We start from the raw sequence: 13,485 nt of genomic DNA on the forward strand, positions 1-13,485 counted from the left end.
CCGGAGAGAACGCGAAAGGCGGCCGGCCCCTGAGGGGACCGGCCGCCTGGCGTTTTCGTGGGAGTCAGGCCCAGAGCTGTCCTTCGAGGCGTTCCTCCGCCTCGTCGAGCGTGCCCTCGTACGCGCCCGTCGACAGGTATTTCCACCCGCCGTCGGCCACCACGAACACGACGTCGGCCCGCTGCCCCGCCTTGACCGCCTTCTTCGCCACCCCCAGCGCCGCGTGCAGCGCGGCGCCGGTGGAGACGCCGGCGAAGATGCCCTCGGCGGCCAGCAGCTCGCGGGTGCGCCGCAGCGCGTCGGCCGAGCCGACCGAGAAGCGGGTGGTCAGCACGGACTCGTCGTAGAGCTCGGGGATGAACCCCTCATCGACGTTGCGCAGCCCGTAGACCAGCTCGCCGTAGCGCGGCTCGGCGGCGACGATCTGCACGTCGGGCACGCGCTCGCGCAGGTAGCGCCCGACGCCCATGAGCGTGCCCGTGGTGCCGAGCCCGGCCACGAAGTGGGTGATCGTGGGCAGGTCGGCGAGGATCTCGGGGCCGGTGGTCTCGTAGTGGGAGCGCCAGTTGGCCGGGTTGCCGTATTGGTAGAGCATCACCCACGACGGGTTCTCCGCCGCCAGCTCCTTCGCCACCCGCACGGCCTCGTTGGAGCCGCCGGCGGCGGGCGAGGAGATGATCTCCGCGCCCCACATGCGCAGCAGCTGGCGGCGCTCCTCTGAGGTGTTCTCCGGCATCACGCAGATCAGCTTGTAGCCCTTGAGCTTGGCCGACATGGCGAGCGAGATGCCGGTGTTGCCGCTGGTGGGCTCAAGGATCGTGCAGCCGGGGGTGAGCAGCCCGTCCTTCTCGGCCTCCTGGATCATCCAGAGCGCCGGTCTGTCCTTGATCGACCCGGTCGGGTTGCGGTCTTCGAGCTTGGCCCAGACGCGCACCTCGTCGGAGGGTGACAACCGGGGCAGCCCGACCAGCGGCGTGCGCCCGACCGAGTCGATCAGCGAGTCGAAACGCATGTCATCCGCCGGCGACGGCAGGCAGGACGGTCACCGTGTCGCCGTCGGACAACGGGGTGCCGAGGCCGCCGAGGAAGCGGACGTCCTCGTCGTTCAGGTAGACGTTGACGAACCGGCGCAGGCTGCCGTCGTCGACCAGGCGGTCCTTGATGCCGGGGTGGCGGGACTCGAGATTGCTGATCAGCTCTTCGAGCGTGGCGCCCTCGGCGTTCACGGCCTTCGCGCCGTCGGTGTAGTTGCGCAGGATCGTCGGAATGCGTACCTCGATGGCCATCGCGGTCAGTCTCCTCAAGGTGTCAGTCGTCGTCCCATCGGCAGCAACGCCGATGGAGGGGTGCGGATTCCATGGGCTCGTACGCCGACAGCGCCACGCGCGGACGAAGGTCCTACGGGCGGGAAACCGGCGGTTCGCCCGCCGGACAGTCGTAGACGACGACGGCAGGAGTGTGTGCGAACAGGAAGCTCTGCACAGGCCTGACCATCATGGGAGAAACCTTACCTCTTCCTCGGTGATCTGCCCGTCGAGGATCCGGTAGGAGCGGAACTCCACCTCGTTCTCGTCCCGCGTGGAGACCAGCACGTAGTGGGCGTCGGGCTCGGAGGCGTAGGAGACGTCGGTGCGCGACGGGTACGCCTCGGTGGCCGTGTGGGAGTGGTAGATGACGACGGGCTCTTCGTCGCGTGCGTCCATCTCCTTCCACACCCTGAACTGTTCCATCGAGTCGAAGCGGTAGAAGGTGGGCGAGCGCTCGGCGTTCTCCATCGGGATGAAACGCTCGGGCACGCCGTTACGGCCCGCGATGACGCCGCACGCCTCGTCGGGGTGATCGGCGCGGGCGTGGGCGACGATCTTGTCCGCCAGTTCCTGCGAGATCGACAGCATGCCCGGAAGCTACCAGAGGGCCCGGACCAGGCTGTCCTGGAGGTAGGTCAGCCAGTCGTAGGTGACGTAGGCCGGGTAGCGGGGGTCGTCCTCGGACATGACCGCGATCTCGTCGTGGACCTCCTCGGTCACGTCGAGCTTGGTGCCGAGCGTCAGTCGCAGGTCGTTGAGCGAGCGCAGCCACGCCTGGGCCTCCTCGGCCGACAGCTCCGCCCGGCCCGCCCTCGCGGTGGCGTGCACGGTCTGCGCGTCGGCCCGCTTGCCGTCGCGCAGCGTCGCCTCGGTGTAGCGGCGGAACTCGGCGGAGTCCTTGTCGTCCTCGTACGCCGAGGGGAACAGCCTGGCCAGCACCGGATCGGACGGCGCCGCGCTGTCACCGATGCCGAGCGCCCGCTCGAGCGGGTCGTCGCTGGTCTGACCCGGCGAGACGATGCCCAGCATCATGGAGACCAGCGAGCGCAGCAGCGAGATCTCCGCCGCCTCGAACTCGGCGACGACGCCGCCGTCCTTGCCCCGCGAGAACCCCGAACTCACCTGTGCCTCTTCCCGGTAGGAGTGCCGCGGCCCGTGGATCTCACTTGACCGAGTCCGGCTGGAGCGTCGCCCACAAGCCGTAGGAGTGGAGAATCTGCACATCCCTTTCCATCTCCTCGCGCGTGCCGCTGGACACGACGGCCTTGCCCTTGTGATGCACGTCGAGCATCAGTTTCTCGGCCTTCTCGCGGGTATAGCCGAAGACCGTTTGGAAGACATAGGTCACGTAGGACATGAGGTTGACGGGGTCGTTCCAGACGATGGTCACCCATGGCAGATCGGGCCGGACGTCCGATGACGGACGCTCAACGGCGATTGGAGCGGTGCTACCCACATCCCCGAGTCTGCCCTATCTGGGCCGTAGTCTTCGAGTCGTGAGAATGACCATGAGCACTGCGTTGCTCACAGATCACTATGAGCTGACAATGTTGCAGGCCGCCCTGCGCAGCGGCGCGGCGCACCGGCGGGCGGTTTTCGAGGTGTTCGCCCGGCATCTCCCCGGTGGGCGGCGTTACGGTGTCGTCGCAGGTACCGGGCGCGTCCTGGACGAGCTGGAACACTTCCGTTTCGGTGACAATGAACTCACCTTTCTGCGCGACCACCACGTCGTGGACGAGGCGACCCTGGCGTTTCTCGCCGATTACCGGTTTTCCGGCAACATCTACGGCTATCTCGAAGGCGATCTCTACTTCCCCGCCTCCCCGATCATGGTCGTGGAGGGCACGTTCGCCGAGGCCGTGCTGCTGGAGACGCTCACGCTGTCGATACTCAACCACGACTGCGCCATCGCCTCCGCCGCCTCCCGCATGACCAACGCGGCGGGCAAGCGGCCGATCATCGAGATGGGCTCGCGGCGTACGCACGAGCACGCCGCCGTGGCCGCCGCCAGAGCCTCCTACATCGCCGGGTTCGCCTCCACCTCCAACCTGATGGCCGGCCACCTGTACGGCGTGCCCACGGCAGGCACGGCAGCCCACGCGTTCACGCTGCTGCACGACAGCGAGCGCGACGCGTTCCAGGCCCAGATCGCCTCGCTGGGGCCGGAGACGACGCTGCTGGTGGACACGTACGACGTGGCCGAGGCCGTGCGCACCGCCGTCGAGCTGGCAGGACCGAAGCTGGGCGCGGTCCGCATCGACTCGGGCGACCTGGCCGCCGCCGCCCAGGAGGTGCGCGAGCAGCTCGACTCCCTCGGCGCCTTCGACACCCGCATCCTCGTCACCTCCGACCTCGACGAGTACGCCATCGCCGCGCTCGCCGCCGCCCCCGTCGACGGCTACGGCGTCGGCACGTCCCTGGTGACCGGCTCAGGGGTGCCGACGGCGGCCCTGGTCTACAAGCTGGTGGCCCGTGAGACGGCCACGGGCAAGCTGGAGGCCGTGGCCAAGCGGTCGGTGGGCAAGCCGTCGCGTGGGGGGCGCAAGGACGCGTACCGGATGGTCGACGCGGCCGGCCACGCCGAGACCGAGCTGATCACCACCGGCGGGCTCGTCCCCCAGGGCGGAGTCCCGCTGCTGCACGAGCTCGTCCGCGACGGCGAGGTCGTCGGCCGCGAGCCGCTGTCGGCCGCCCGCGACCGCCACGCCGCCGCCGTCGCCACCCTCCCCCAGGAGGCGCTGCAGCTCGGCAGGGGGTACGCGGCGATTCCGACCGAGTTCGCCTGACGTAAGGTGCTACCTATGGGCACCGCACTGATCATCGTTGACGTGCAGAACGACTTCTGCGAGGGCGGCAGCCTGGCCGTCACGGGTGGGTCGGAGGTTGCCGCGGCGATCAGCCGCCACGTGGCCGGCCACCCCTACGACCACGTCGTGGCCACCCGCGACTACCACGTCTCCCCCGGCGACCACTTCGCCGAGACCCCCGACTACGCGGCCAGCTGGCCCGCCCACTGCGTGGCCGGCTCGCCCGGGGCCGAGTTCCACCCCGACTTCGACGTCTCGAAGGTGGAGGAGGTCTTCAGCAAGGGGGCCTACGAGGCGGCCTACAGCGGCTTCGAGGGCGCCTCCGGCGACGAGGTGCCGCTGGATCAGTGGCTGCGCGAGCGCGGGGTCACGGAGGTCGACGTGGCGGGCATCGCGACCGACCACTGCGTCCGCGCCACCGCCCTCGACGCGGTCAAGCACGGCTTCGCGGTGCGGGTCCTGCTCGACCTGACGGCCGGCGTGGCGCCCGCGACGACGCAGGCGGCGCTGGCGGAGATGGAGCAGGCGGGCATCACCCTCCAGGGCGCCCCCGCCGTCGGCTGAGCCGATCACGAACCGTACACAGTTTGCAACGCTACGGTCATGTGATATCGAGGAGAACGGACGCCGCTCCGAAGCCGGAGTACCACGGAGAGTGATCACTCTTCCAAGCGGTGGGAGGTTCTCCATGCTGCCTCTGTCCCTCGGCGTGGCCTGGCTCGCCCTCGGGCCCCTCGCCCTGTGGTTGCTGGTCAGGGGCACCACGATCGACCGCGCCGCCGGCGTCGTGACGCTCGTCCTGCTGGAGGCGGGCACCATCGCCATGAGCGCCCTGCGCCCGCCGCCCGCGCCCGCCGCCGAGCCCTCCCCGCCGGCCGTGGCCGTCGCCGCCACCCCGGCCGCGCCGCCGTGCCGTGGGCACGCGCCCGTCCCCCGCACCGCCGACGTGAGCCGGCACCTGGTGCTGACGTGGCCCGCGGTCCCCGGCGAGTGCCGCACCGCCGAGGTCGTCGTGCTCCCCCGCGGCGACAAGCTGCTCATCTGGCTGTACGCCGCCGGCCACGCCGGCCGGGCACCCTCGCGCCACTCCTACGCCCGGCCCGTCCACGTGAAGAACGGCACCGCCTCGCTGACGGTGCCGCTGCACCCGGAGAAGGGCGTGGTGCCGGTCGACGGCCGCACCGGCCGCCCGATCCCCTCACGCGCCGCCTGAGCCGTGTCAGGCGTGGGTGACGGTCAGCCGCAGCGCGTCGTCGATCCTGGCGTACACCTCGAACGCGTGCCGCAGCCCCGTGATCGACAGCACCCGCGCCATGACCCCCTGCACCCCGCCCAGCACCAGCCTGGTGCCGCCCCCCTCGCAGCGCTGCATGAGGTGGACCAGCTCGTTCATGCCCATGGAGTCGCAGAACGAGACCTCGCTGAGGTCGAGGATCAGAAAGGGCTGGGGCAGCAGCTCCCAGATCTGCTGCACGTGCTCCTGGAAGATCGGCAACGCGTTGACGTCGAGCTCGCCTTCGAGCCTGACGATGATGGCGTTTCGAGAGAGGCCTGAAGTGACGGTGAGCGTCGGCTTTCCGGTGGCCTCAGACGACATGGGCAAAGTCCTTCTGCGTATCCCAAGACAGCCAAGAGTGGTTGTTGCCGGTTCCGTCGAGCTTCTAACAGAAGGCCAGTGCTCTGTGACCAAATGCGCATAGTCACGTACCGTGACGGCCATCTCCACCCTTGCTGACCTGCGCCTCGGCCGGCGGGCGCGCCCGCCGGCCGAGACGGTCAGCGGCGCTGGGTGGCCCAGCGGCGGATCATGGCGATGCGCTCCTGGATCTGCTCCACCGTCGCCTGCGCGATCGGCGGCCCGCCGCACGCCCGCCGCAGCTCGTTGTGGATCACCCCGTGGGGCTGGCCGGTGCGGTGGTTCCAGGCGCCGACGAGGCCGTTGAGCTCGCGCCGCAGCTCGGCGATCTGCTCGTGGGGCGCGAGCTCCTGCCGGGGCTCAGCGCTCTGCTGCTTGCGCCTGGCGGCCTGCTGATCGGACTGCCGCTTGCGCAGCAGCGTGGCCACCTGGTCGGGCTCGAGCAGGCCGGGCAGGCCGAGGAAGTCCTCCTCCTCGGCGGAGCCGATCTCGGCGCCCGTGCCGAACTCGCCGCCGTCGAACAGCACCCGGTCGAACGTCGCCGACGTCTCCATGGTCTCGAACGGCAGCTCGTCGCCGAGGACGTCGGGGTTGTCCTTCTGCCGGTTGGCCTGGTCGAGCAGGGTGTCGTCGAGGCCGTCCTCGGGTGGCCGCTTGTTGAGCACGTGGTCGCGCTCGGCCTCCATCTCGTTGGCCAGGCCCATGAGGGTCGGCACCGAGGGGAGGAAGACGGACGCGGTCTCGCCGCGCTTGCGGGCGCGCACGAAGCGGCCCACGGCTTGGGCGAAGAAGAGCGGGGTCGAGGTGGAGGTGGCATAGACGCCCACGCACAGGCGCGGGATGTCGACGCCCTCGGACACCATGCGGACGGCGACCAGCCAGCGGTCCTCGGAGGCCGCGAACTGCTTGATCTTCTTCGACGCGCCGGGGTCGTCGGACAGCACGACCGTGGCGCCCTCGCCGGTGATGTTGCGGAGGTGGCGGGCGTAGGCGCGGGCGGTCTCGTGGTCGGTGGCGATGACCAGGCCGCCCGCGTCGGGCACGCCCCTGCGCACCTCGGTGAGCCGGCGGTCGGCGGCCTGCATGACCTGGCGGATCCAGTCGCCCTTGGGGTCGAGCGCGGCCCGCCACGCCTGGGAGAGCTGGTCTTTGGTGAGCGGCGTGCCGAGCGTCGCGGCGATCTCGTCGCCGGCGCGGGTGCGCCACTTCATCTCGCCGGAGTAGGCGAGGAAGATCACGGGACGGACGACGCCGTCGGCGAGCGCGGGGCCGTAGCCGTAGGAGTAGTCGGAGACGCTGCGCTTGACGCCCTCGCCGTCCTCCTCGTAGCCGACGAACGGGATGGGGTTGTCGTCGGACCTGAACGGCGTGCCGGTGAGCTGCAGCCGCCGGGTGGCGGGCTCGAACGCCTCGCGCACGCCGTCGCCCCACGACTTGGCGTCGCCGGCGTGGTGGATCTCGTCGAAGATGATGAGCGTCCTGCGGGCCTCGGTGCGCGCCCTGTGGAGCGCGGGATGCATGGCGACCTGCGCGTAGGTCACCGCCACCCCGGTGTAGTCGCGCGAGGTGGTGCCCTGGCTGTTCTTGAACTCGGGATCGATGGCGATGCCCACCTTGCCCGCGGCGTCGGCCCACTGGCGCTTGAGGTGCTCGGTGGGCGTCACGATGGTGATCGCCTTGATCACCCCGTTGGCGAGCAGCTCGCTGGCGATGCGCAGGGCGTAGGTGGTCTTGCCGGCGCCCGGCGTCGCCACGGTGAGGAAGTCACGCGGCTCGCGCCTGAAGTAGAGGTCGAACGCCTCCTGCTGCCAGGCCCTGAGCTTGGGAGCGGTGCCCCATGCGGCGCGGTCTGGATAGGAAGGCGAAAGGTGGGACGCGGCGAAGGTGCTCACCGCATCACCTCTGAGGTTGGTGTGCTTCGCTCTCTCACAGTGACCCAAGGGTAATCGGGCCCACCGACAAGACGTGCCGTGAGCCGAGGATTCTGGCCAACGTTCTCCTCACGTGCTATGCGGCTTATCGGAGGCTCGTCAGCACCGTGTCGAGCGCCTGCCTGCGGCTTTCCTCCTCGGGCTGGAGCAGCCCGAGCAGCAGCACCGGCCTGCCCTGGCGAGTGACGAGCGTCACGCGCAGGTACGCCGGCCGGTTGACCACGTCGCGGTATTCGGCGCGCAGCGCCCGGGTGTGGCCGTCCTGGGTGCGGCGGTCGTCCACGACCGTCACGCGGTCGCCCTTGAGCAGCAGCTTGGAGTAGAGCTCGGCGGCCTGGGCCGTGGCCTTCTTGGCGTCCTCGATCGGCCCTTCCATCGGGCGGGCCATCACCAGCCCGCCTGCGTCGTCGCGGGCGACCGAGGTGAAGCCCGTGACCGGGGGCACCGGGTCCGTCTGCCAGCCCTCGGGGAGGGTCGCCGTCACGCCGGCCCGCGGGTCGCTCAGGCGGCCCGGCTCGGGCTCCTCGGCGACGAAGCGCAGGGCGGTGACCGTGGCCGCCGCCACGAGCGCCGCTGCGGCCGCCAGGGCCGTCAGCACGGCGGCCACCTTCCACGGCACCTTCCGCTGCGTCCCCGTGCCGCTCTGGGCGCCTCCCGCGCGCTGTCTGGGGGCGGTGGGAGCGCCGTAGAGGTGCGCCGACGGCGGCAGGTCGTCGGAGTCGTCGCGGGCGGCGCCGCGGATGCGCGGGCTCCACGACGGCTCGTCCGCGTCGTGGAGGTCGTCCTCGTTCCAGAACGACTCGTCCGGCTCCAGGTCCAGCGGATGCCGCCGCTGCCGCCGGTCTTCGGTGCGCGCCCACCCCGAGCCGTCGGAGCGGCCCCGCTCCGCGTCGTCGGGCGGCTCGTCGCGGCGCCTCCAGGCGGCCGGCGGCTCGGACGGGGGCGCGGACGGGGGCGCGGCGGGGCGGGCCTCCGCCCAGTGTTGCTCGGCGCGCCGGCCTTCGACCTGGCGCGGCTGGTCCTGGTGCTGTTCGGCGCGCCGGCGTTCGAGCTGGCGCTGCTGGTCCTGGTACGGCGGCCGCGTCCTCTTGGGGCGCGGCGGCGGGACGTCGTCGGGCGGGGCCGGGTCGGGGGGAGGGGACGGCGGGCGGCGGTGCCTGGGCCCCGGTTGCGGGGGCCAGACCCGGTGATCATCGTCCATGTCACCTCCTCGCCCGCTGTCCTATCACTCCTGGCGACCGGTGACAGGCGAAGTGTGACCGGTGTGACGGGAGGGACGGAATTTCAGCGCGTACGACCGGCGAGCAGCGTCCCGCTGAGCGCGATGGCCGCCATGAGGCCCGCGATGACGAGGAACCCGGTGGCGATCTGCTGCGGCGCGTGACCGATCACGTTCACCAGCGCGCCGCCGATCCCGACGGACAGCGCCGAGCCGAGCTGGTCGGAGACCGACAGCGAGGCCGAGTTCGCGCCCTGCTCGTTCACCGGCGACTGCTTGAGCGCGGTGACGTTGGTGGTGGTGATGCCGTAGCCCATGCCGAGCCCTGCGAGGATCCACGCCGGCACGGCGATCCACCCCGTGACGCCCGGCAGCACGGACAGCAGGCTGACCAGGATGCCCGCGGTGACGAAACCGGCGCCCAGCCTGATCCGCCTGTGCGGGTCGGCGGACTGCCTGCTCTGCAGGTACGCCCCGGCCGACCAGCCCAGCGCGCCCGTGGTGAGCGCGACGCCGGCCGCGGTGGTCTCGAACCCCTTCACCTCCTGCAGGGCCAGCGGGATGAAGGAGTTGACCCCGAAGAACGAGGCCGAGAAGAACCCGCGCATGAGGACGGTCGTCGGCAGCCCGCGCCGCAGCAGCAGCGAGCCAGGCGGCAGCAGGCGGTAGAGCCCGACGACGAGCAGCGCCAGCCCGGCCACGCTCGCCACCACGGCGGGCAGCACGTCGCGGTGCAGCCCGTCCACGCCGTACAGCAGCAGCCCGGCGCCGCCGGCGGTCGAGGTGGCGGCCAGCGTCATCGCCACCGGCTTGGAGCGCGGCCCGGTGGCGGGCTGGGCCTGGTGCGCCGAGCCCATCCGCAGCGCCGGCACGAGCATCACCAGCGCGGGGATGACCAGCGGGACGATGCCGTAGAAGACGTAACGCCAGCCCCACGTGTCGCCGACGAACCCGGCCACGGACGGCCCCACCATGGCGGGCACGACCCAGGCGGCCGACAGCGCGGCGAACGCCTTGGGCCGCACGTCCATGGGGTAGACGCGGGCGATCATCACGTACAGGGCGACGATCGCGGAGCCGCCGCCGAGCCCCTGCACGACCCGCGCCAGCAGGAACATCTCCGCGGACGACGCGGCGCCGGCCAGCCCCATGCCGGCCGCGAACAGCACCACCCCGGCCAGGAACGGCGCCGGGTAGCCGCGCTTGTCGGACCAGAGCCCGGAGACGACGTTCATGAACAGGCTGGCGATGAGGAAGGCGGAGAAGCTGATGCCGTAGAGGTCGAGGGCGTTCAGCTCCTTGGCGATGGACGGCATCACCACACCGACCGACATGCCCTCGAAGGCGATCAGCGTGACCACCAGGAGGATCCCTAACGTGGCCGCCCGGTACGCGGTGTCGAAGATGCCGGGCGGTTTTGTGGGAGTGTCGAGTGCTTTTGGTGCTGTCACCCGGACATCGTAGTTCGCCCCGTTCAGGTCGCGGACGAGGCCCGGAACGCGGCCCACATCTCGTGCATGCGGTGAGCCTGGCCTGCGGTGAACTCCCACATGCAGCGGTCGTGGGCGTAGTCCATGAAGTTGTGCGCCGGGTCCTTGCCCGGCCGGTCGGCGCAGGTGTCCTTGTCCTGCGGGCACGCCTCGGTGGGCCTGGCCTCGGCCGGCGTGTCGTCGATGCCGTCGCCGGGCTCGCGGCAGCCGTTCTCGAACGTGTGGAACAGGCCGAGCCAGTGGCCGATCTCGTGGACGCCGGTGAAGCCCTGGTTGTAGTTCGTCATCGCGCCGCCCGGCAGGCTGCGCCAGTCGATCACGACGCCGTCGAGCGCGGGGGCGCCGGCGTACCAGTAGGGGTAGCTGGCGAAGCCCAGCATCAGCTCGCTGAGCTGGGCGATGTAGAGGTTGAGCGTGTCGGCCCCGCCTTCGTGCAGGGCCTTCTTCATGACCTTCTCGTTGCCGACGGGGTCGGTGAACCAGGCCGCGCTGCGCCGGACGGAGATGGTGTCGAGGCGGAAGCGCACGCCGGTGTCGACGCCGCCGAACTTGCCGGCGTACGCGGCGTTGAGCACCTCGATCTGGGCCTTGACCGTCTCTTCGGAGACCTGGCGGTCGGGGCCCGAGGCGATCACGTGCACGCGCGTGGGCACGGTGATGTGGGTCGGCGGGGTGACCCCGGCCAGGCGGCGGCCGAGCTCGCCGACGACCTTGGCGACGTCTTCCGGCTTGGGCGAGCGCGGCACGGGCGCGCGGGCAGGACCGGGCATCGGACGCTGCCCAGTGTGGGGCTCGGCGTGGCGTCCAGCGCGAGGCTCGGCGTGCTGCCCCGCGGGGTGTCCAGCGCGATACTCGGCGTGCTGCCCTGCGTGGTGCCTGGGGTGCTGCTCGGCGTGTTGTCCCCCCGCGCACCGATCCGCCGGCGCGGCCCCCGACCTCAGCGCGGCGCCGGCGCCCGCCGCCGATCCGTCAGGAAGCGGCGGGATGAGCCCGGCGGCGAGCAGGCATGCCAACGAGACGGCGGTCGCGCGCCGGACCATGCATATCCCCCACGGCTTGAGACGATCTGGCTACAGACCGTAACCCTCCGTGTGGGGATTAGCGCACAGCAACACTCACTGCTTGTCGTCGCCCTCGCCGCCGCCGGGAGGCAGACCTTCGTAGATCTCCTTGCACTCCGGGCAGACCGGATATTTCTTGGGGTCGCGGCTGGGCACCCAGATCTTGCCGCACAGGGCGCGAATGGGCGTGCCGGTCACCATGCTCTCGGTGATCTTGTGCTTGTCCGCGTAGTGGGCGAACCGCTCGTGATCGCCGTCGCCGTGCGACGTCCGCGGAGTGGTCTCCTGCTCGGGGAGGATCTTCGTGCTCACCCCATCGAGTTTATGCCCGCCCAGGACCCCGCACAGCGCGACGGCCCCCGCCCGCGAGGGACGGAGGCCGTAGGTGAGAAGCGATCAGCCCATGTGGACGGGAGCGCCCTCGGTCTTCCTGCCGGCCCTGACGAACATCGTCAGCGCGGCGGTCAGCACCGCGATGCAGGTGCTCACCACGAAGGCGAGGTGCATGCCGTCCATGAAGGAGTTGTGCACGGCGCTGACGACGGGCTCGGGCAGCCCGGGCGGCGCCGCGCCGAAGGCGGCGGCCTTCTCCAGCGCCGTCATCTGCTCCGGCGGGATCTGCTGGGCGATCGGGCCGAGGTAGCCGGGCATATTGCTGGAGATCTCGGACGCCATCACGGCGCCCAGGATCGCGGTGCCGAGCGCGCCGCCGACCTGCATGGCCGACTGCTGCACGCCACCGGCGACGCCGCTCAGCTCGACGGGAGCGTTACCGACGATGATCTCGGTGGCGCCCACGAAGACGGGCGAGAGGCCGAAGGCCAGCAGCACGAACGGGATGCCGCTCTCGATGAACGAGGCGTCGATGCCGAGCCGCGACATGAGGAACATCGCGAACGCGGTGATCAGCAGGCCGCCCGCCATGGTGATCTTCGGTCCGAACCTGCTCAGCATCATGCCGGCCAGCGGCGAGGCGACGATCATGCCCGCGCTCATCGGCAGCATGCGCAGGCCGGCGTCCAGCGGCTCGAGCCCGTGCACGCCCTGGAAGAAGAAGCCCAGGAAGAACATCGCGCCGAACATCGCGAAGGCGACCATCATCATCAGGAACGTGCCGATGGAGATGGACGGGTTGGCGAACAGCGACAGCGGCACCAGCGGCTGGCTCGCGCGGCTCTGCCAGAAGATGAACAGGCCGATGAGCACCACGAACACGGCGAGGAAGGTCAGCGTCGTGCTGTCGCCCCAGCCCCAGTCAGGGGCCTTGATGATCATCCAGACCAGCGAGAACATCGCGCCGGACAGCAGCACCACACCGAGCCAGTCGATCCTGGCCAGGCTCTTGGCGCGGTTCTCCTTGATCAAAATGATGCCCATGACCAGGGCGATGACGCCCACGGGGGCGTTGATGAAGAAGACCGACTCCCAGTTGCCACCGCCGACGAGCAGGCCGCCCACGATCGGTCCTGCCGCGCTGGACAGGCCGATGATGGCGCCCCAGGCACCCATCGCCTGGTTCAGCTTCGGCCCGGGGAACGCGCTGCGCAGCAGCGCCAGGGCGGCAGGCTGCAGCAGGGCGCCGAACAGGCCCTGCAGCACCCGCAGGCCGATCAGCGCGCCGATGGGCGTGACACCGGGAACGACGTCGGCGAGCTCGGCGCTGAAGCCGATGCCCACCGACGAGACGGCGAAGCCCCCCACACCGATGAGAAAGACGCGCTTGTGCCCGAACAGGTCACCGAGCTTGCCGGCGGTGATCAAGAAGACCGCGAGCGCCAGCAGATAGCCGCTGGTCACCCACTGCAGGTCGGAAAGCGACGCCTTGAGGTCCGTCTGGATGACTGGGTTGGCGATGCCGACGACCGTGCCGTCGAGCATCACCATGATGACGCCCAGACTGACCGCCAGCAGAACGAGCCACGGGTTGCCCCCGGTCCCCGCGCCGGCCGGGCCGGGCGATGACGGTGCGTCGACCGCCTTCGCGTGAGCCATTAAGTCCCCCTATTTCCACAGATCGCCCCACACCGGGGCAGA

At 70.6% G+C, this 13,485-nt stretch carries 15 protein-coding genes; 3 read left to right on the plus strand and 12 right to left on the minus strand.

Going from position 1 to position 13,485, the window contains the following annotated elements:
* Positions 1–64: 64 nt before the first annotated feature.
* The 5 genes from AB0K28_RS35925 to clpS all read right to left on the minus strand — a co-directional run bounded on the left by AB0K28_RS35925 (position 65) and on the right by clpS (position 2,763).
* Positions 65–1,012 carry a cysteine synthase gene (locus AB0K28_RS35925; protein ID WP_364378721.1) on the minus strand — a complete coding sequence of 316 codons (948 nt, stop codon included), beginning with the start codon at positions 1,010–1,012 and terminating at the stop codon, positions 65–67.
* A gap of 1 nt (position 1,013) precedes the next feature.
* Complete coding sequence (locus AB0K28_RS35930; protein ID WP_345397736.1) at positions 1,014–1,286, minus strand: MoaD/ThiS family protein; 273 nt, start codon at positions 1,284–1,286, stop codon at positions 1,014–1,016.
* A gap of 207 nt (positions 1,287–1,493) precedes the next feature.
* Positions 1,494–1,895 (minus strand): M67 family metallopeptidase, encoded by a 402-nt coding sequence (locus tag AB0K28_RS35935; protein ID WP_364378724.1) that lies wholly within the window; start codon positions 1,893–1,895, stop codon positions 1,494–1,496.
* A 9-nt stretch (positions 1,896–1,904) separates the two neighbouring features.
* Entirely contained in the window at positions 1,905–2,429 is a 525-nt protein-coding gene (locus tag AB0K28_RS35940; protein WP_345397730.1) for a DUF2017 domain-containing protein, read from the minus strand.
* 40 nt (positions 2,430–2,469) lie between these two features.
* Positions 2,470–2,763, minus strand: coding sequence for an ATP-dependent Clp protease adapter ClpS (gene clpS, locus AB0K28_RS35945; protein WP_345397727.1), 294 nt, complete (start codon positions 2,761–2,763; stop codon positions 2,470–2,472).
* A gap of 46 nt (positions 2,764–2,809) precedes the next feature.
* On the opposite strand from clpS, the gene AB0K28_RS35950 reads away from it, so the two are divergent.
* From AB0K28_RS35950 to AB0K28_RS35960, 3 genes are all read left to right on the plus strand, one after another.
* Positions 2,810–4,093, plus strand: a complete 1,284-nt coding sequence (locus tag AB0K28_RS35950; protein WP_364378728.1) for a nicotinate phosphoribosyltransferase — start codon at positions 2,810–2,812, stop codon at positions 4,091–4,093.
* Between the two features lie 15 nt (positions 4,094–4,108).
* Positions 4,109–4,678, plus strand: coding sequence for a nicotinamidase (locus AB0K28_RS35955; protein WP_345397718.1), 570 nt, complete (start codon positions 4,109–4,111; stop codon positions 4,676–4,678).
* Positions 4,679–4,802: 124 nt separating this feature from the next.
* Positions 4,803–5,327 (plus strand): hypothetical protein, encoded by a 525-nt coding sequence (locus AB0K28_RS35960; protein ID WP_345397715.1) that lies wholly within the window; start codon positions 4,803–4,805, stop codon positions 5,325–5,327.
* A 6-nt stretch (positions 5,328–5,333) separates the two neighbouring features.
* Here AB0K28_RS35960 and AB0K28_RS35965 read toward each other — a convergent pair whose 3' ends face one another.
* The 7 genes from AB0K28_RS35965 to AB0K28_RS35995 all read right to left on the minus strand — a co-directional run bounded on the left by AB0K28_RS35965 (position 5,334) and on the right by AB0K28_RS35995 (position 13,443).
* Entirely contained in the window at positions 5,334–5,711 is a 378-nt protein-coding gene (locus tag AB0K28_RS35965) for an STAS domain-containing protein (RefSeq protein ID WP_364378732.1), read from the minus strand.
* A 179-nt stretch (positions 5,712–5,890) separates the two neighbouring features.
* Positions 5,891–7,642 carry a DEAD/DEAH box helicase gene (locus AB0K28_RS35970; protein WP_364378735.1) on the minus strand — a complete coding sequence of 584 codons (1,752 nt, stop codon included), beginning with the start codon at positions 7,640–7,642 and terminating at the stop codon, positions 5,891–5,893.
* A 124-nt stretch (positions 7,643–7,766) separates the two neighbouring features.
* A complete protein-coding gene (locus tag AB0K28_RS35975) occupies positions 7,767–8,882 on the minus strand; it encodes a hypothetical protein (protein WP_364378738.1) in 1,116 nt (371 codons plus the stop codon).
* An 83-nt stretch (positions 8,883–8,965) separates the two neighbouring features.
* Positions 8,966–10,351 carry an MFS transporter gene (locus AB0K28_RS35980; protein ID WP_345397700.1) on the minus strand — a complete coding sequence of 462 codons (1,386 nt, stop codon included), beginning with the start codon at positions 10,349–10,351 and terminating at the stop codon, positions 8,966–8,968.
* 23 nt (positions 10,352–10,374) lie between these two features.
* Positions 10,375–11,160 (minus strand): zinc metalloprotease, encoded by a 786-nt coding sequence (locus AB0K28_RS35985; RefSeq protein WP_364378742.1) that lies wholly within the window; start codon positions 11,158–11,160, stop codon positions 10,375–10,377.
* 345 nt (positions 11,161–11,505) lie between these two features.
* Positions 11,506–11,763 carry a DUF3039 domain-containing protein gene (locus tag AB0K28_RS35990; protein ID WP_237101223.1) on the minus strand — a complete coding sequence of 86 codons (258 nt, stop codon included), beginning with the start codon at positions 11,761–11,763 and terminating at the stop codon, positions 11,506–11,508.
* 84 nt (positions 11,764–11,847) lie between these two features.
* Positions 11,848–13,443, minus strand: coding sequence for a DHA2 family efflux MFS transporter permease subunit (locus AB0K28_RS35995; RefSeq protein ID WP_364378746.1), 1,596 nt, complete (start codon positions 13,441–13,443; stop codon positions 11,848–11,850).
* Positions 13,444–13,485 lie beyond the last annotated feature (42 nt).

Source organism: Nonomuraea sp. NPDC049504, from assembly GCF_040676845.1.
GTDB lineage: Bacteria > Actinomycetota > Actinomycetes > Streptosporangiales > Streptosporangiaceae > Nonomuraea > Nonomuraea salmonea.

Excerpts from the sequence above, each read along its gene's own strand:
- AB0K28_RS35925 (WP_364378721.1), bottom strand. The coding sequence starts at position 1,012 with ATGCGTTTCGACTCGCTGATCGACTCGGTCGGGCGCACGCCGCTGGTC.
- AB0K28_RS35930 (WP_345397736.1), bottom strand. The coding sequence starts at position 1,286 with ATGGCCATCGAGGTACGCATTCCGACGATCCTGCGCAACTACACCGAC.
- AB0K28_RS35935 (WP_364378724.1), bottom strand. The coding sequence starts at position 1,895 with ATGCTGTCGATCTCGCAGGAACTGGCGGACAAGATCGTCGCCCACGCC.
- AB0K28_RS35950 (WP_364378728.1), top strand. The coding sequence starts at position 2,810 with ATGACCATGAGCACTGCGTTGCTCACAGATCACTATGAGCTGACAATG.
- AB0K28_RS35955 (WP_345397718.1), top strand. The coding sequence starts at position 4,109 with ATGGGCACCGCACTGATCATCGTTGACGTGCAGAACGACTTCTGCGAG.
- AB0K28_RS35960 (WP_345397715.1), top strand. The coding sequence starts at position 4,803 with ATGCTGCCTCTGTCCCTCGGCGTGGCCTGGCTCGCCCTCGGGCCCCTC.
- AB0K28_RS35965 (WP_364378732.1), bottom strand. The coding sequence starts at position 5,711 with ATGTCGTCTGAGGCCACCGGAAAGCCGACGCTCACCGTCACTTCAGGC.
- AB0K28_RS35975 (WP_364378738.1), bottom strand. The coding sequence starts at position 8,882 with ATGGACGATGATCACCGGGTCTGGCCCCCGCAACCGGGGCCCAGGCAC.
- AB0K28_RS35985 (WP_364378742.1), bottom strand. The coding sequence starts at position 11,160 with ATGCCCGGTCCTGCCCGCGCGCCCGTGCCGCGCTCGCCCAAGCCGGAA.
- AB0K28_RS35995 (WP_364378746.1), bottom strand. The coding sequence starts at position 13,443 with ATGGCTCACGCGAAGGCGGTCGACGCACCGTCATCGCCCGGCCCGGCC.